The sequence below is a fragment of the Emticicia sp. genome, from assembly GCF_043780375.1.
Lineage (GTDB): Bacteria > Bacteroidota > Bacteroidia > Cytophagales > Spirosomataceae > Emticicia.
The window spans coordinates 48,784-66,909 of the sequence record NZ_JAYWCU010000117.1 but is presented as its reverse complement, the minus strand read 5'-3'; the positions used below and the strand labels follow the sequence as shown (position 1 = coordinate 66,909).

15 protein-coding genes are annotated in these 18,126 nt (G+C 30.8%); 8 read left to right on the top strand and 7 right to left on the bottom strand.

Annotated elements, in window-relative coordinates; genetic code table 11:
- Window positions 1–308 precede the first annotated feature (308 nt).
- From ACH2CJ_RS08955 to ACH2CJ_RS08920, 8 genes are all read left to right on the top strand, one after another.
- Entirely contained in the window at window positions 309–1,340 is a 1,032-nt protein-coding gene (locus tag ACH2CJ_RS08955; RefSeq protein ID WP_394992207.1) for a helix-turn-helix transcriptional regulator, read from the top strand.
- Window positions 1,341–1,424: 84 nt separating this feature from the next.
- Window positions 1,425–1,751, top strand: a complete 327-nt coding sequence (locus tag ACH2CJ_RS08950) for a hypothetical protein (protein ID WP_394992206.1) — start codon at window positions 1,425–1,427, stop codon at window positions 1,749–1,751.
- Window positions 1,735–2,415 carry a DNA recombination protein RmuC gene (locus ACH2CJ_RS08945; RefSeq protein WP_394992205.1) on the top strand — a complete coding sequence of 227 codons (681 nt, stop codon included), beginning with the start codon at window positions 1,735–1,737 and terminating at the stop codon, window positions 2,413–2,415. The genes ACH2CJ_RS08950 and ACH2CJ_RS08945 overlap by 17 nt, the downstream gene beginning before the upstream one ends.
- A 106-nt stretch (window positions 2,416–2,521) precedes the next feature.
- The gene (locus tag ACH2CJ_RS08940; protein WP_394992204.1) at window positions 2,522–3,103 is read left to right on the top strand and encodes a hypothetical protein; all 582 of its coding nucleotides are present in this window, start codon (window positions 2,522–2,524) and stop codon (window positions 3,101–3,103) included.
- Between the two features lie 254 nt (window positions 3,104–3,357).
- Window positions 3,358–4,152 (top strand): N-formylglutamate amidohydrolase, encoded by a 795-nt coding sequence (locus ACH2CJ_RS08935; protein WP_394992202.1) that lies wholly within the window; start codon window positions 3,358–3,360, stop codon window positions 4,150–4,152.
- Between the two features lie 170 nt (window positions 4,153–4,322).
- The gene (locus ACH2CJ_RS08930) at window positions 4,323–4,805 is read left to right on the top strand and encodes a hypothetical protein (RefSeq protein ID WP_394992200.1); all 483 of its coding nucleotides are present in this window, start codon (window positions 4,323–4,325) and stop codon (window positions 4,803–4,805) included.
- Window positions 4,806–5,460: 655 nt separating this feature from the next.
- On the top strand, window positions 5,461–6,201 hold the full coding sequence (locus ACH2CJ_RS08925) for a glycoside hydrolase family 25 protein (RefSeq protein WP_394992198.1): 741 nt from the start codon (window positions 5,461–5,463) through the stop codon (window positions 6,199–6,201).
- Window positions 6,202–6,353: 152 nt separating this feature from the next.
- On the top strand, window positions 6,354–6,905 hold the full coding sequence (locus ACH2CJ_RS08920; RefSeq protein WP_394992197.1) for a helix-turn-helix domain-containing protein: 552 nt from the start codon (window positions 6,354–6,356) through the stop codon (window positions 6,903–6,905).
- 191 nt (window positions 6,906–7,096) lie between these two features.
- On the opposite strand, the gene ACH2CJ_RS08915 is transcribed toward ACH2CJ_RS08920, so the two are convergent.
- The 7 genes from ACH2CJ_RS08915 to ACH2CJ_RS08885 form a co-directional block, all read right to left on the bottom strand.
- On the bottom strand, window positions 7,097–8,197 hold the full coding sequence (locus tag ACH2CJ_RS08915; RefSeq protein WP_394992195.1) for an ISAs1 family transposase: 1,101 nt from the start codon (window positions 8,195–8,197) through the stop codon (window positions 7,097–7,099).
- Between the two features lie 437 nt (window positions 8,198–8,634).
- On the bottom strand, window positions 8,635–10,965 hold the full coding sequence (locus ACH2CJ_RS08910; protein ID WP_394992194.1) for a hypothetical protein: 2,331 nt from the start codon (window positions 10,963–10,965) through the stop codon (window positions 8,635–8,637).
- Window positions 10,955–12,271, bottom strand: coding sequence for a hypothetical protein (locus ACH2CJ_RS08905; RefSeq protein ID WP_394992193.1), 1,317 nt, complete (start codon window positions 12,269–12,271; stop codon window positions 10,955–10,957). Before ACH2CJ_RS08905 ends, ACH2CJ_RS08910 begins: the two co-directional genes overlap by 11 nt.
- A 10-nt stretch (window positions 12,272–12,281) precedes the next feature.
- Entirely contained in the window at window positions 12,282–13,442 is a 1,161-nt protein-coding gene (locus tag ACH2CJ_RS08900) for a hypothetical protein (protein ID WP_394992192.1), read from the bottom strand.
- A 1,222-nt stretch (window positions 13,443–14,664) separates the two neighbouring features.
- Window positions 14,665–14,760 (bottom strand): hypothetical protein, encoded by a 96-nt coding sequence (locus ACH2CJ_RS08895; protein WP_394992209.1) that lies wholly within the window; start codon window positions 14,758–14,760, stop codon window positions 14,665–14,667.
- Between the two features lie 233 nt (window positions 14,761–14,993).
- Complete coding sequence (locus tag ACH2CJ_RS08890; RefSeq protein WP_394992190.1) at window positions 14,994–16,199, bottom strand: site-specific integrase; 1,206 nt, start codon at window positions 16,197–16,199, stop codon at window positions 14,994–14,996.
- A gap of 237 nt (window positions 16,200–16,436) precedes the next feature.
- Window positions 16,437–18,107 (bottom strand): hypothetical protein, encoded by a 1,671-nt coding sequence (locus ACH2CJ_RS08885; protein ID WP_394992189.1) that lies wholly within the window; start codon window positions 18,105–18,107, stop codon window positions 16,437–16,439.
- Window positions 18,108–18,126 lie beyond the last annotated feature (19 nt).

Here is an 18,126-nt window from a genome sequence, read left to right as displayed (position 1 = left end):
ACTTTTCCACAGCAATTAACAAAAGAAAAAAAGAAGCAAAAAAAGAAAATTTACAACAACAATAGTAAAAATACTGTCTAAACTATTGGGTACACCTTACATATCAACAATTGTCCTTAATTTTTATTTTAAATGGTGGTTTTTGTGAATAGGTGATTTCTATACAAAAGCCACAAATATGTTTTGTTTATATTGTTATGTATTTAGTACGGCGTATAACCAAGTTATACGCCGTTTTACATTCTAATTACCGCTTAATAAATGCCTCTTGCTATTATCCGTTTTACTAACTAAAATTGTGTTTTACAATGTTTTTAGGAAAATCAATGGCAACTAACAAGCACGCAACTATACGCTATCACGCACTTGACCAGTGCTTTGCCAATTTCGGTCGCAAGTATTTCATTGATGATTTGATAGAAGCTTGCAATAATGCTCTCTATGAATTTAATGGTCTTTCTGATGGAATCAAACGCCGACAAATATTTGACGACATTAAATTTATGGAAAGTGATCAAGGATGGGCAATACTACTGGAAAGATATAAAGAAGGGAAACGCATTTATTATCGCTACTCCGACAAAAGTTTCTCTATAAAAAAGCAGGCTATTAACGAATCAGAGTCTAATCAATTAAAAGAAACACTATCTATTCTATCTCGATTTAAGGGAATGCCCCAATTTGAATGGATTGATGAAATATTAATAAGGCTCGAATCTACCTTTAATATTCATCAAGTTAATAATACTTCCTCTATAGTAGGGTTTGAACAAAATCAGTATCTGAAAGGCCTTGATTTTTTTGGAGAATTATTCAATGCTATTTTATATAAAAAGTCATTGAATATTCATTACCAGAGTTTCAATAGAGCAGTGCCGACCACGATGGAAATACACCCTTATTATTTAAAACAATATAATAGCCGTTGGTTTCTGATAGGGCTAAACCCTCGATACCAAAAACTTTCAAATATTGCCCTTGATAGAATTTTGCATTTTACAGATAGCAATACACCTTATATTGCAAATGAAACAATTGATTTTGAAGAATACTTTGAAGATGCCATCGGCGTAAGTGTTGAAGGTCGTGAAATTGAAAAAGTTATCTTACAAATAGCCAGACAAACATGGCCTTATATCGAGACTAAGCCTATTCATGGCTCTCAGAAGGTTTTAGAACGAACCGAAAATTATGTAATGATTGAACTCCATCTTAAAATAAACTTTGAACTCGAAACCCTCATACTTTCTCGTGGGGAAGCAATTACTGTCATAAGCCCTGAATCTTTGAGAAACCAGATTAGAAGCCGAGTAAATGCACTAAATCAAAAATATTCATAACCTGTGCAGATAGAGTGCATTCATTAAGTCAAACTTTGACCTAATATTATTACAGAGTGTTTAATAAACTGAAAAATTGGGCTTATGACATACTTAGAATGGAATGAAAAATTAGCTAATTATTACTTTAATAATTCAAAGAATAAGCCATTTTTCATACTTAATTTAACAGAGACGTTGCTCCTAGAATTAAATTCATTTAATGAAGATTCATTAAATGAATTTATTGAAGCAATTAAAGAAGGGCCAATAGATTATACAAATCCTATTCGATTTGATTTTAACCCCAGTTTTATTAGTCAAAATAGACGTACCCATAATAATTTTATCACTAAGGCTTTTTGGTTAAAAGAAGTTTGGAGAAAGAAATTAACATATATACCACCTAAAATGTATGCTGGAGTATACTAAAGCCCATAGTAATGATTTAGTTGAGTTTGCTGTAAAATTGCCAGGCAAGGATGATAATCACGACCAAGTATGGCTACCGATTGATGCGAAGTTTCCGAAAGATATTTACGAACAACTACAAAACGCCTATAATACTGGCGATAATGGTCTGATTGAAGCTGCACAAAAGACTTTGGATAATACCATCAGAACAATGGCGAAAGACATAAGTGAAAAATATATCGACCCGCCACACACGACCTATTTCGGAATCATGTTTTTGCCATTTGAAGGTATTTATGCCGAAGTGGTGCGAAAGGCAAGCCTGTTAGAAGATTTACAACGTAACTACAAAATTATCGTTACTGGGCCAACTACACTAGCGGCTATTTTGAACAGTTTACAGATGGGTTTCAAAACTCTTGCCATTCAAAAACGGAGTAGTGAAGTATGGAAAGTATTGGGTGCGGTAAAGAAAGAGTTTGAAAACTTTGGAGGTATGATGCAAAAGGCACAGAAAAACATTCAGACAGGTTTGAACCAATTAGACGACGTAATGAGTAAACGAACCAAAGCTATCCAACGACAACTAAGAGGTGTTGAAGCATTGAGTGAAATTGATGCCAGTTTAGTATTAACTGAGATTGCCGACAGTGCTTTGTATGAAGATGAAGAAGTGAGTTAATTCAAAAAAGTACACTATTACAAGAGGCAATTACATCTTAAACCTAAATTCGTATTTTTATTAAACGAAAGAAATAAGAATAAAACACATTTTACAAGAATCAAATATGACTGGACTTTATCAACATATTTTGGCACATAATTGTGCTATTATAACATCTTTTAGAAATAGTGATGAGAAATCAGATCAAGAAAATTTTGAAACAAATAGCGATTTAAAAGCATATTTGTTAAATAAAAGGTATGGACTAACTTCTGTTACAGGTTCATACATAGAAGATTACAATACAGAATTAGCCAAAGAAGTACGGGAAGGCAGTTATTTTGTTGTTAGCTTGTACGATGATGATAATTTTAAAAATAATATTAAAAAATTAGGAAAACATTATAATCAGGATGATGTGATTTTAATTGATAAGGGTGGACAAAGTGCTTATTTATATAGAATAAATAACGCGGGATTTCAAGGGCATAATAAAATTTCACTACGAGGTAAATTTTTACCAAAGGAAGAGGCAGAATTGATGACAACAGTTGGAAAATCCAAAAGTCCAATAACAATTAGCAACAAGTCACTTCCAAAAGAAAATGAAATAGGATTGTTAGAAACATTAAAGAATTATCAAATTAATGGTAAATGGGCTATTTCGTCAATAGCTAAACGAGTCGAAAAGTCTATAGCAAAATAAATATCATGGATTTAGCAGCAACCTGAGATTATCTAATTTTATCGTACAGAAAGCTTTCTTAGTTTTGGTAATAGATTAATTTCTAGGCAAATCCAAGATTTTAGATTGATTTAGCATGCGGTTTAATTAAAATAATTTTGATAACCTTTTCATTATTTTGAAATCCTATTTTTAAAATGCAGCATGTTTTTTACCAAAATTGACGAAGAACTATTATTGACGGCACAAGAAGCTGTTTTTTAAAGAACGTATAAATGAAAATCCAAGTAAAACCTATGTTAAAAGAAAGATATGAGTATTCAAAAGCATTATTTGGTGATATTTTTAAAGATTCATTAATATTTCATATTCCTCATGCAAGTACTTATTTACCTTTCACAAATGGGTATAATATGGATTTGGTTGAGAATGAAATTAACCTGCTAACAGATTGGGCAACTGACAAAATTTTTGATATAGTAGACACAAAAAAACTGATAGCACCTTTTAGTAGAATATTTTGTGACGTTGAAAGATTTGAAGACGATTTTGAAGAACTTTATAAAGTTGGAAGAGGATTTTTTTATACCCATACCGACACAGGAGAAATACTTAGAGAAGACATTCTAGATTCAAAAAAGAATGTTTTTGAAAAGTATTATAAAGAACATCATAAAACTTTTGAAAATATTGTACAAGAGACACTTAACACAAATGACTTCGCTATAATTGTAGATTGTCATTCATTTGCAAATATTCCATTTAAAACAGATTCAGACCAATCTTTAGATAGACCGAATATTTGTATAGGAACTGACGATTTTCATACACCTAATTGGCTAACAAATACCTTAATTAGGTCATTTGATAGATATGGATTTTCATCTAAAATAAATAGTCCATATAGTGGAACAATAGTTCCCCTAAAATTTTATAAAAAAAATGATTCAGTGCTTTCTGTTATGATAGAAATAAATAGAAATCTCTACATGGAAAATAATCAAGTGATTCCTGAAAAAATTTTAGAACTAAATAAAATAATTACCGAAATATTTGAAAATTCATTTTAAAATATTCTTTGTTTAGGATTAATGGTAACACTTGAAAACACTTTTACAAGTATTGCACAATTTCCCTAAAAAGATTTAAGAGGTAATGTATTTTATCGCTACGGCGAACGGTCTCAAATCGCTTGTCCTCTGTTTCGGCACTTAAAACCTTAATAAACTTACATTAAAATATGACTTTTTTTGGAATTGACAATCAAACTGTTGAATTAGAAATAACCGGCTATGAGTTTCCTGAGATATCTGTTGCTGAGTTCGAATCAGATGACAATTGGCTAAATATTTCTCTAAATGTTAAAAGCAATTTTGGAAATTGGAGTACTGTTTATCCTTCATTGACAACTTCTGATGTTGAAAAATTGATCAATTGGTTTGATACACTCTCAAAAAATGTTCAATCTGGCCGTACTTGCCTGAGTTTTATTGAACCTAATTTATTGTTTGAACTTTTTAACGAGTTTAATTCAGACAAAAAAATGATTAGGATAAACTTCGACCTTGAATTTCGCCCTCCATATGTAACGTTAATAGACCTAGACTTCGACAAGGAATATTTCGTTGACATCTGTGCAGACAATCTTGAATTGAAAAAAATTGCCATAGAACTAAAAAAAGAATTGGACAAATATCCTGATAGAAAGCCATTAGGGGTTTGATTAAAGATATAGGAAGAATGAGATTGTCTAATTTTCTCGCACTATTTTTTGTAAATGGTTTAATAAAATTGGGCTAAGTTCACCATTTGGGCCTAAAATGAGAAAAGTAGAGCAAATTGACCCATAGTCGGCGTTCGTTACTCGTTCATCGTCAATTTTGGTGAAATACTTGTTGTAAGTCAAAATAGAAGATTCAAAAAATGAAATGATATAAGTTTAGCCTAATTAAACGGCATTTTATAGCTATAAAAATTCATGGAGTTAACCTGAAATTAATCTTTCACCAAAATTGACGAAGAACCTCTTTCGCTGGAATATACAGGTACTTGCCACAAGAAAGTGGTGGAGTTTGCAAAGTGTTTACTTGCGAAACCCTCGCCTTTTTTTTAGTCGTTTACTTGCCAAGGTTAGTGCGACATGATATTAGAAAAATAATGTATAGGATTTTCTCTAAAATTTTGCAGTTTATATTATTCCTATCGGCTACTTTTATTATATCTTTGAGACGCTTATTTGATTAGAAATATTTAAATAGAATTGTGATTCAAAATCATATATTTCAACGAAAACAAACATGTAAAAACTTTATAATCAAATATTTAACTCAATATTTACCAGCAAGTACATCGCTTACTATCGTTGTTTTTTTAGAAAAATGAAAAAGGGTCTTTTAATAATTATTGGTTCAGTTATTATAATTGCTATTGTAGGAGCAATATTCATTTATCGAATTTTATTTGTTCCAAATGGAATTAAAATAGACAAAATTCAATATCCAATAACGGGTATTGATGTTTCGGAACACACTGGTAAAATTGACTTTTTGAAAATTTCAAATCAACAAATTGATTTCGTATATATAAAAGCGACAGAAGGTGTAAATTTTGTTGACCCAAAATTTGGGGAAAATTATTTCAATGCTAATTTAACTAATATTCCTATTGGATTTTATCATTTTTTCAGGTTTAACAAGGATGGTAAATCTCAAGCCGATAATTTTTTAAAAAATATAAAAGGGAAAAAAGCGGACCTCCCCTTAGTTATTGATGTTGAAGAGTGGGGTAATCTAAGTGAAGAAATAACTGAAAATGTAATTAATGAAATTAGAGAATTTATTACATCGGTAGAGAAAAAATCAAAAAAAAAGATGATGATTTATTCCAATGAGAGCAGTTATAAGAAATACATTATGGGAAATTTTGATGACAATGACATTTGGATTTGCTCTTTCAGCAAAAGCCCAAATATTAAACAAAAATGGACATTTTGGCAACATTCTCACAAAGGAAAGCTTAACAACTCAAATAGTTGGTTTGACATAAATACTTTTAATGGAACAAAGGGTGAATGGAAAAGATATTTAAAAAAACGTGAATTCGGGATTACTTTTGAATAAAAACAGTTTGCTCATGATCATAAAAACAATAAGCAATTAATTGTGAAGGTTCAAGACATACGCTACAGATAGGTCGGTTTTAGATTTCTTGAAATAGTTATACTTCGTAATTACTGTTTTTTTTAGTATTTGGGCTGAAAAACCAAAAACTTATGAATCAGGCAGAACGAGATATTTTGCTTAGGCAAAAATGGATTGACACCTACTTTTCCTGTGGTTCAGTTAGCCAAACCGCTCGTAAGTATGGCATTGCTCGAAGTATCTTACAACGATGGCTAAAACGCTTTACTAATGACGGTAAAAATGGGTTGTTTGAGAAATCTAAACGCCCACTTAAATTAGCTTCTCAAAAGACAAATGATGAAATTGAAAATCTTGTTTTACTAATTCGTCAAGAGTTTAGGTATGGTAAAATACGGATTTGCTCGCCCCTTATGAGAGAATACAATGTAAAATTATCCGTTTCCACGATTGGCCGAATTTTAAATAAAAATGAGGTAAAACCACTAAATAAGTATCGAAAGAATGCATCCTTCATTAGATATGCAAAGGAAATTCCAGGAGAAAGACTACAGATGAATATTTGTAAAATAACTTCTGGACGCTACCAATATACAGCTATTGATGATTGTAGCAGATTTAGAGTTTTAGCCTTATATATACATATATTCGTCGAACAGCGAAAAATTCTATTGATTTTTTAGAGCGAGTCGTTGAACAAATGCCTTCGGGCGGCGTTCCGCTTCCTATTCAATGAGTATAGACTTATATAGGGCAGGAGTTTTTTACCTATACATTTCAAGAGAAACTAAAAGAATATTGCATTAAGTTTCGTCCTATAAAACCTCGTTCTCCACATCTCAATGGAAAAGTAGAACGAACACGTTGATTGCATTTAAATATGTGGTATATTCTTCAAAATATTGATTAAAACTTCATTATTCCAAGCAGCTTTGTTTCGAGTTGTTTTGACACTTTTACCATTTTTGGTTTTTAGGAGTAATTGAAGACTCATTTTCCTTAGTGTCGCCATGTTTTCTGCTGCATTATTCATATGAACACGCTGTCTATCTTCTAAAAAAGTGATGTCTAATTGCCAATGTAGCGTACTTTCTATCTTCCAATGATTTCTAACAGCCTTGTTAAAAAAGGAAGCACTCTCACTTTTGCTACTGAGATAAAAACGAGTTTCGTTACTAATACTTCCATTCTTTTCTTGACTGGCTTCAATCATAATTACTGATTTGATGCCTTTCCAAGCGTCCAAACCATCTAAAAATGAGAGGTTTTGACATACATAGCAGTTTCTATGTTCTATCCTTCCGCTGCCAAAATCTATATGTTCTTCGGTATCAAAGTAGGGCTTTCGACTTTTCATCCACTGGCTCACTGGCTCATAAAGTTCCTTATTATTGTTTTTTAGGGCTAATAAGTAATCAGCATCTTTTTCAATAATTTGGCTCGCTACTGATTTACTACAAGCAATGGCATCGATACTTACCAAGGCATTTTTTATGTCTAAATTAGATATAAGTTCTGGAATTGCTGTCTTTTCACTGCTCTTTGCCGATGTTTTTAATTGCCCCAAACTTACATTTTGTTCACTTACCCACGCACTTATCAAACACAGTCCAGATTTCTTTTCACCATCCCTTGCTGTGGCTCTCAAAACTTTGCCATCAATATTGACTTGGTAAAAATCCAAACAGCTTATAATCTCTGAGGACCAATTAACCAAACAGCTATTAAATGACTGTGTATCTAAATATCTAAATACTCTATTGAAGGTGTCGTGAGAGGGTATCCCATTGGGCAAGTCTAAAAATTTGGATAGAAAATCGTGCTTTTGACGGCCATATTCTGATATATCCTCGAAATCATTTGCTCCACTAAGAACGCCACACAAACTGATGACCAAAATATCTGATAACAGATGTAATTTTCGCCGATTTACTCTAAAATCAGGCACTTCTGAAAATATCTTTTGCAATTCCATTTACAAAGGTCTATTTTCAATCGCAATTTTACTACTTTAATGCAATCAACGTGTAGAACGAAGTCAACAGACTGATTTACAAGAATTTTACTATAAAATGGATTTAAAAGATAAGAAATTGCCGCTCTTAGTAGAAGAGTAGCAGTTTCATTATAACTGGTATCGTCCTCATAGCTCTTTAAATAATAAAACACCGATGGATGTGGTTGTTGAAAAGTCAGCATTAACACCATTTTGGGAAGATATAGAAGCCTAGTATGATGAATCGAAAGAAAAAATTCGTATCCAGTCTTTTAAAAAAGAAAAAAAACTTACTGCCTCTAAGTAATTACACTTAAGGTGAAAGTTATTCCTAAAAATCTTTTATAGGAAAAATGCAATTTTTCTCTATCAGTAATCTGTAGCGTTTCTACTGAACCACGACAGATTAAATATATCTAAAAAATGTAAATACCTACCTTTACTCCAACAAAACTATTCAAAACATCACTTTTAAATGGACTCTTTAACAATTTTTGAGTTTTATCATATATTATTCCATTTCTACTATAATATACTTCAAAGCTAAAACCTTTTAGAAAAGGCTTATGATTTGACTTTTCTATTCCTAAACCCACAGAATAACCACCCCAAAATGTATTATTGAAAATATTGTCTATTAATTTTTGTTGTTCAACAATTGGCTTTTGAAGATTTGCTTTTGCAATGGTAGTGTTTATACCAGAAAACAAAAAATACCTTAAATTTGGGGGACATTTTGGTAGAGTATGTAATTTAATGTCTAATTGGTTTTTAAATTGATTTAGGTTTATTTGGTTTGAACTATTAGCACCTGAGTTTATTTCAATATTTTTAGAAGAATAAGCAAATTCATATCTAAAATCAATGATTTTTTTATAATTGTAGGTATTCACTCTCAATCCAATATTCGGAATTTTAGTGGTGGCTACAAAATTAAAGTTGGTAGCTTTTATGTCATTGTAAGAACTTAAATCATATTTATTCCAACCACTGAGGCCTAATGTTGGTTCAAACAAAACCTTAAACTTTGTTGAAGTGTCTTTACAAATAACCATTTTACCATTTCTAATTTCGGGACAATTTTGTTTGTACATTACGCAATTACACTCTCCATTTTTAAATTTAGCATCAATATCTATACTATCACTTTTAGTATTACAGAATAATTTTGCCTTTAAAATTAAACTACATTCATCATAATTATAACTCAATTTTCTGCTTCTATCGGCACTGTCTAATATTTTTTTTCTTGCGATATCATTTAAGCCCCATTTGCTGCTTTTCAAAACATCTTTCAATTTGATTTTGTATGGGTTTAATAGACAGTTTGTGTCTATTTTTGCTGATATTTCTTTAACCTCCTCAAATTGCTTATTAAAAATTAATGAATCTAACAAAACCACTATTCTCTCAGATTCTGAACGGCACTTACCATTAGCAAGCAAATTATTGATATTTGTCAATTTAGTGTCTATATCATTATTAAATTTGACTTTTTCGGCATCTTTGAAACACATAATTGTCTCTAATTGTGATTTTGCCTCATTAAGAAAATCAATAGCTAATGTATAGTTTCCTGCTTGAAGTGTTCTGTCAGCTACAATTAACTTTTCGCTAAAAGCAAATTTATTATAATTACAACTTTCACAATCTTTTATAACCCTGCTATAATCTGGATTTCCTTCAAACCTCGTCTTATCTATTTCTTGGAGTTTAGAAACAAGTTTTTGTTTTCGTAAACAACCAGATTCATCATAAGTGTTTACAATTGATAGTTTATCTGCAATTAAATCGAAATACTCTTTTCTCAGTTTGTTTGCATCGCTATTCTTAGCTAAAACTTTACTATAAAGGCTGAATAAGTCTTCTTCAAGACTTGAATTATTTTTAATTTTTTGTATATCCTGTAAATAACGTTCAATAATTACAATTTGATTTACCTTATCATCAACTGCTTTTTTGTTGCCGTAACCAACTTTTTGGGCTTCAAGATACTTTCTTTTTGCTAAACTGTAATTCTCCTGCTTAAATCCCCTCTTTGCTTCGGTTAGTAGCTTATTATATTGTTTTTTTAATTCATCTAAGCCATTAGGTGGAGGTTTAGGTTTCCCCTCTTCTTCTATTTTATTAACCACCGCAACTAAATTTTTGATGTCGTTGGGTTTATAACCAGCTATTTGTAAAATTCGTAGTTGAGTTCTTGCTCTTTTAGTATCTCCATCTTTAATAGCTTTTTTTGCTTCTGCCAAATGTTTTTCCATTTCAATTTTTTCCTCATTTTCGTGATTAGGTTTAGAAATAACAATCTTAGATGGAGTAGGTTTTTGCGTATTTGTAGTAGTCGGTTTAAAGGTAATTACAGGTTTTTCTGATTCATTTTGATTTGTATTTAACCTATCTTTTGAATATTTATCTAATGGGTTTACTGCTAATATCTGACGTAAAATATTTCTCTCTTCAAAATCATTTCCTTCTGCAAATTTTCGATTGGCAGTTTCTTTCAGTAAATATAAATTTATAGCAGTCTCTTTCTTTTTCAGTGCAAAAGCCCTTAGTGGATGTGACATTTTAGCACAGTAATCAAATACATTTTTCGCTCTTAAATAATCTCCATTTTGGAAATATACTTCGCCTTTGTTCATAAAAAAATCAAACTCACTTTCACCACTTTGTGGCTTTTGTGAGTTTGAAATATTTGATACTAAACAAAGTATAATTATTAAATATGTGGAGATTCTATTGTACATCAACTATTAGATTTGCCAACTCATTATATAAATTCATTCGTTTTTTAAAGTCATCATCTTTCAATTCATTAAATGCTTTTTCTGCACTTTTTGCTTGTTCAATGCAATAATCATGTATTTTACCTGCTTTTTTACCTGTTGATAACTTACATTCTGTCTTTTTCTCTGATGCTTGTTTTAATAAGTCTTTTGCACTTGCTATTTGAGAATAGCTTGACTGTGGAGACAGAATTAAGCTTTCTACTCTTGAGATTATTCCATCGTAATCGCTTTTACAATCGCCTGTATTTGAGCTATTGGATATAGCTATAGTTTTTTTTTTATTTACAAAATTCTTAATAATATCCTTTGTTTTCTTGGAAGCATTTTGAGTCATTTGAAAAAAGTTGTCGTCCAAACTAATGCCAGAATAAGTAAGCCAAGTTTTCCACTTGTTCTTTAATATCTCATAATCTCCACTTTTTCGCTCTTTTACTTCAAGAATTAAAACTTCCCAATCCGATAAATTTTTTGTTAATGGTTGAATATTATTTTGACAAGTATAGCAAGTAGTCTCACTTTCTAAATAACCATCTGTTAATATAACTACAACATTTCTGTATTTTTCTGAAAATGTAGATTTTTGGGTGTTAATTAAAAAGTCTTTTTCAAAATAATTCCAGTAATCGGCTCCCTTTTGTTCTCCTAATTTATAAAGCTTTTCAACGTTATTAGAAAATGCTCTTTTAGAATCATCAAGGTGTTTCCAATAAGGGGGTTTTTGGTTAGCTAAGTCAATTATTAATTCATTGGCTATTTTTCTAAAGTTTCCTCCCGCTTGTTTATCGTCGGTAACGTCAATAATAAGTCTATCTTTTGATTTGTACCCAGATTTTAATGCCGCCTTTCTTTTGATTGATTCTTGAAACATATCATATATTTCAGAAATCATTTCCTTATCTTTTTCTTCTTGATTGGGTATTTGACCCAATCTTCGGGATAAATCAGGAACAATAATTAAATTTAAATAAATAGTTTGATTGCCAATCCAACTCTCAGCTTCTATTCTTTGTTCTTCTGTGAATTCTTGTTCTTGGTTGACAATATCTAATCGTTTTGAAATTTCAGACAAAAAATCAGGATTATTGCTTAGCTCCTCATTGTAAGTTTTATAAACATTTTTAATTTGTATAAATGAAACCGACTTCAGGGCATCTTTTTTGAATTTTGAAAACGTTGATTCAATTGTAATTATCCAAAAAAATACAATAAAAAGTACAATTAATCCCCCTAAAATAAATAGGGGCTTATTATTTCGCTGTTTCATTTTAATAATTTTACTTGATAGATAAGTTAGTCCACGTAGATTTAAACCAAGCTTCTGAAATATTTGTTGCCTCCTCGGTTTTGATTTTTTTTATATCATCATCATTAAAATGATATGTAATAAAAGTAACCCATCCCTTTGTAAAGGCACCTACCATTCCATTTAGCTCAGATTCACTAACGGCACTTGCACCGTTGTTTAATCTTATTAATAATTCATCTTTATTGTTCTTTTCTTCTCTCAAACTTTCGATTTCGCCTTTAAGTTGATTAATATTAGAGGTTATTTCTAATATTTTATTTTGGAAAGCATTTTTTTGATTAATGAGACTTGTCACTTTTAATGTAATTGCATTATTAGGTTGGGTTTCATCCCATTTCTTTATTGAATAATCTAATAAATAACCCCAGATTATATAAACTACAAATCCTAATGCAAGGACTAAATAAAAATCAATATCTTTGAAAGCATAAGAATATTGCCAAGGTTTTGTATAGTTCCCATTATTATAAAGGGCATTATAATTATTCTGAGCAATTTTATACGCCATTAATCCATCAAAAATAAGAGTAGCTAAAATGATAAACCCAAGGATGGCAAATCTCTTTTTTTCAATGGCATCATGTATTAAAAAACCTAAGCCTAAGAAGATAGCGGGTAAAAGAAAAACTAAAGTAAGAGTTCCCCCCCCTTGTTGAGTTGCCATACTAAAGATTTCTGTACTTAAAAGAGCTTGTATAGCTATTTCAGAAGTTCCAAATATAGCGGAGTATGCAATAGAAGAATAAAAAACAAAAAGATACAAAGTAAGCATAAATGTAATAAATGCTCCAATTACGAAAGATGCATAGTTTTGCGTAACCTGTCCACTTTTTACTTTTAGGATTTCTTCATCTATTGTTTCTATTTTTTCATTAATTTGTGTTCTTTCTAAATCTAAAGGGTCTAATTCGCCTTGTTTTTGATTAATTCTTCGTAAAAGAATTTCAGAATCCGCTGATAAAATAGCAATTCTACTATTTGTAGAATTATTCAAATCTTGGCAGAAAATTTGATATGCCGAGTTCAAACTTGGCTTTAAGGTATCAGGGTTAGACATATTATCTAACGATGCCTTCTTACCCATTTGAAAATAAAAGTCTGAAAAATTTTGTGTAGTAGTTGTATCCATAAAGTTAGGGTTTTAATATGCAGGTTTCATTAATTACAAATGTATGAATTTGCTTCAAACTAAAAAATTTACCACAATATTTTAGTTGAAGATTTGTTCAGATGCAAATAGAAGAAAAGTAAGTGAAATAAGAATAATACGTCATTAATCATTTGTCAAATCAAAATAAATTAATCGTATGCCTTCTTTTTCATCAGAGGAGGTGAGAGATTGAAAACCTTTTTTGGGTTGAATTTTATTGATTGTTTATTGGCATCAAGCTAAATATACCGACAGCCAGCTTTAAATATAGGTCTTTGATAAAATCAATAATATAGTTTATCTAAGCCTTTTCCCAGCATTGAAATATCAGTTCCAAAGGCAAGATAACCACTAAATCTTTTTCCTTTGGGTAGAGTATCTCGAATGCTTTTCTTCCACCAGTTTTTGCTGACGGTATAAAAAATTAAAACTTTGCTATGAAGTAAACTAAAAAATAAAATAGTGTAGTCGTTATCACTACAAAGTATGGTGTACCCCAATAGTTGTTTTAAATCAGCATCGCCACAGTCAAAAGGTATTGAGCGTGGACAGTCAAACTTTTTGTTCTCAAAATAATTTGCAAATATATATTTTGAAGCGTTGTTTGCGATACGTTCACTTTATTTTAAATAGTTTTTTGATTTCATCTATATAACGAGTAGAATTATTGCCGTTCAAAATTGGAGTATCTTTTACTGGTATTACCGCTTGATTAGGTTTTTACTAAACAAAAATTCGATTCATAATAATGTGCCTAAAACATCAATAAGGCTTAGGGATTTTTCTGCTGCGTAACCAAATGCGTAACCAACCGACCAATAAAAACCCTAACTCATTGACAATCAAGTGATTAGGGTTTCTAAATGTAGCGGAAACAGGACACGAACCTACAACCATTCAGGCACACTTTCTATACTTTTACTATGGCTTACTTTACTTTTTACATATATCTGTTTTCGTCTAAATTTATCCGAATAAATGCGGATATATACGGATAATTACGAACAAACAACACTTAAATTTAATAAAAAAAATAATGAGAGAGCAATGGAAACAATGTAATATCCTATTATTTTTTTAAAATTATTACTCAATAAACTACATAAACAACTCCTTTAATTTCAGGTTTATTTTCAAAATTTGATTTGATAACAGAGGAATAGCTATCGGCAGGTACTTTTTTTCCATTAAATGTACCGTCCTATTTCTCGGTATAGCCTTTTGAGTAAAATAGTATTTCTCCCCAGCGGTTATAGACGAGAACCTCCGAATCGGGAAAAGTTTCAATGTTAGATATGTCCCAAAATCATTCAAACCATCCCTATTTGGGCAAAATGCCTTTGGAAAATACAAGATACTTTCTATCTCAACTGGGCAATTTGCTTTACATGTAACTTTACTTTGAAGAAGACAAAAGATAAAATATACCGAAAACAATATTTTGCTTAATTGGATATGAACATACTGCTGATAATTGTATTAATTTTTGATGTGGATACAAAACATCATTGTAATCTCACCCTTTAAAAATTAACCCACAAGCAGTTTAGAAGCATCATAGAGCACTTTGTTTTCAAAATCATCCAAATAAATTTGTGTGGTTTTTTCTGAATCATGCCCCATCATTTCTTGAATAACTGATGTGGCTAAACCTTTTCGCTTTAAGACCGTTGCAAATGTATGACGTGCTACATAGAAAGTAATGTCATTATCAATTCCTACCATTTCAGCAATTTTTTTAAGATTATCGTTTATTTGGCGATTCACTTTTTTAATACGATTGTGAACAGCAATGGGTGTTTGATGTCTTTTTTTGAATAGAATTGGAAAAATATAATCATCACTTCGATATTGCTTATAATGTTCATTAATACGAATGGCTTCTGGAATCAATTCAATAGAGTAATGCCTTCCATTTTTTGCTCTTGCATATTTCAAAACATTGTTTTTTATATCAGACCATTCTAAAACAGCCATATCCGCAAAATTTATCCCCCAAGCAAAGTAGCTAAAAATAAATAATTGTTGGGTATCATATAATTTCGATTCTTTTGAGAGAGATAAATTGATTATTTTTTGTATTTCTTCCCAATTTATTGCCCTTTTTACAGTTTTAGTGCTAAATTTTGATACCTTAAAATCTGAAAAGGGATAGTCTATCATTTTTGCGTATTTTTCTGAAACTGCTCTATTATATAAAGCTCTCAGCGTACGAAAGTAGGTACTTATAGAAACCTCTGTCATGTCTCTTTCTCTACAATCTTGTTCTAATTTTTTCAGAAAATCTCCATTAATGTCTGTAAAATTGAGATCTTTACCTGCTCTAAACCGTTTTAAGATTCGTTTAAGGTCTTTATAAACTTTAGCATTTCCTATTTTTTTATCTTTAATAAGGTTTTCTATCAATAAATCTAAAAATGCAAAAACCGTTTTTGTTTCATTTTTAGCTTGAAATTTCTTTTCAAAATCCTCTAAAGAAAAATCTCCTTTCTCATTTTCCAAAGAAAGGAGCATAGTTTTAGCTTCTGATTTCTTCTTTTCAATCAAAATTTCCAGCTCTCTATATTGAGGATGTTTTTGCTTAGGTAGTTGTAGCTTGAAGTCCCAAAGGGTTGGTAAACAACTACCAACAGTCATTTTTTTGACTTTCCTGTCTTTTATTATTTGAATAACGATAGGGTGTTCGCCATTTTTTAGTAGCTTTTGTGTGTATAATATTACTCTAATTGATGCCATTTTGCTAATATTGGTGTAAACATGGTGTAAACAATATCGGCAAATATAAGAAAAAACATACAAGTAGAAACAAATTGATAAAATATAATTTACTCATTATCAATTACTTACAAACTATTTCATAGCTAACAAATAACCTTGTTCACTGCCTTACAAGCAGAGGGTCACTGGTTCGAACCCAGTAATTCCCACCAAAGCCTCAGAGAAATCTGAAGCTTTTTTATTTTTATCTAAAACTTACAACTTAGGTTCTATCCAAACGGCTGTAAGGCACATTAAAATTATCAGAAACCAGGCCCAATCTGGTAGCTTTGCTGTTAAAACTTGTGATAACGTTCCTTTATTTTGAGCATTATTTTTTGAATTTACCCTTAAAAACTCATTAATTTGCTTGCATTTCCACAAAATTGTTGGATTTCCTTCTACATAAACTTCCAAAGAATCTTGCAATGTTTGCCAACCTGTTTTTCTAAAAATGAAATTCGTTTCACTCGAAAGCGAGTTAATGGCAGAGTTTTCTACTTCAATGGTGTCATTAGCAATTTTTAAATCTTTTGCAGAAATCGAGCGATTATTTAGATAAATCGTTGCTTTTGTGTCTTGAAATATGGGTGCGGCAACTTCAATATTATCTTGAAAAGAGGGATTTAATTGCTGAAAAACACTTGTCCAGAGTTTACCATAAGTTAAGCTATCTCCACTTAGTTTTAGTGGAAAGGTTTCATTCAATAGACTTACTCCAATCTTTCCAATGTTTTTTTGAATGGCTACCGGATAGTCTGAAATATTTTTTTGATTGGGTTTTCCTTCAAAATGATAGGGTAAAGCAGTTAAATTTTCTGAAATTTTGATAAAATCCTCATTTGTGGTTTTCTTAGCAAAGTAATGTAAATCAAGTGCCTGATTAATGGTTTTCAATTCTTGTTCAGGATTTGTGAGATTCAAAAACAAAACAGATTTTCCCTCTGCAATTGCTTTTTTAACGACTTGATTTGACGCATTACTTGGGTCGGTTATAATGATATCGGGTGCAAATTTTTCTTTTGATATTAATTTATTTATTGATGTTTGATTTTGAGAGTTTTTGGCAACAGTTGTTGTTATTTCAACATGATTACCATTTTTTCCTAACCATTCGGCCAAAGATTTATTTTCAAAATCAGGGTTTTCTAAAATAAATTGAATAGCAATTGCTGGATTTTTCCTCGAAAAGAAAGCAATTTTTTGAAGTGATTCATTGCCCAAAAATAGTTCGGTTTCTGTTCTTCCTACTGAAAATGTTGAAAAACGCAGTTTGAAATTATTAATCCCTTTTTGAAGTACAACACTATCTAAAACTTGGTCAGCATACTTTATTTTGAGTGTATTTGTGGCCGAAACTTCTATTTTTCCAAAAATTTCTTGCATATCTCCTTTTCTGACGATGCCATTCCAACGAATATCTTGCAACTCATTTTGCTCAAAAAACGGCAACCAAGTCATTTGTTTTTCGCTCAATTGGCTCAAAAGTTCAGCATCGAAATCTTGCCCAAGAAGATAAATATTTCCTAAATGCTCAACAAAATTGGGGTCTTCGATTATTCTTTGTTGAAAATCTTTTTTGTAAAAAAACTCAGTAATTTTAAGGCTATCTTTGACTTTTTTAATGTTTTCTGAGGGGATATTTTTGCTTATCACTAACACCCGACTTGCATTTGTAGCCGATTTCCATTGAGGTTGAATGACAAAAAGTAAAACCGCCAACCAAAGAAACAGATTAAGTGCTAATTTTATTCGTTTTCGTTGTTTTGAAATTGAATTAGCTTTTGAAGTCAACCAAATTTGAAGTCCCAAAATAGCGATCAAAGCCAAATAAATGAGCCAATCAAAACTTGAAAAAATGGTTAATATGATTACTAATAGATTCATTTTTTTAATAAAATGTAAA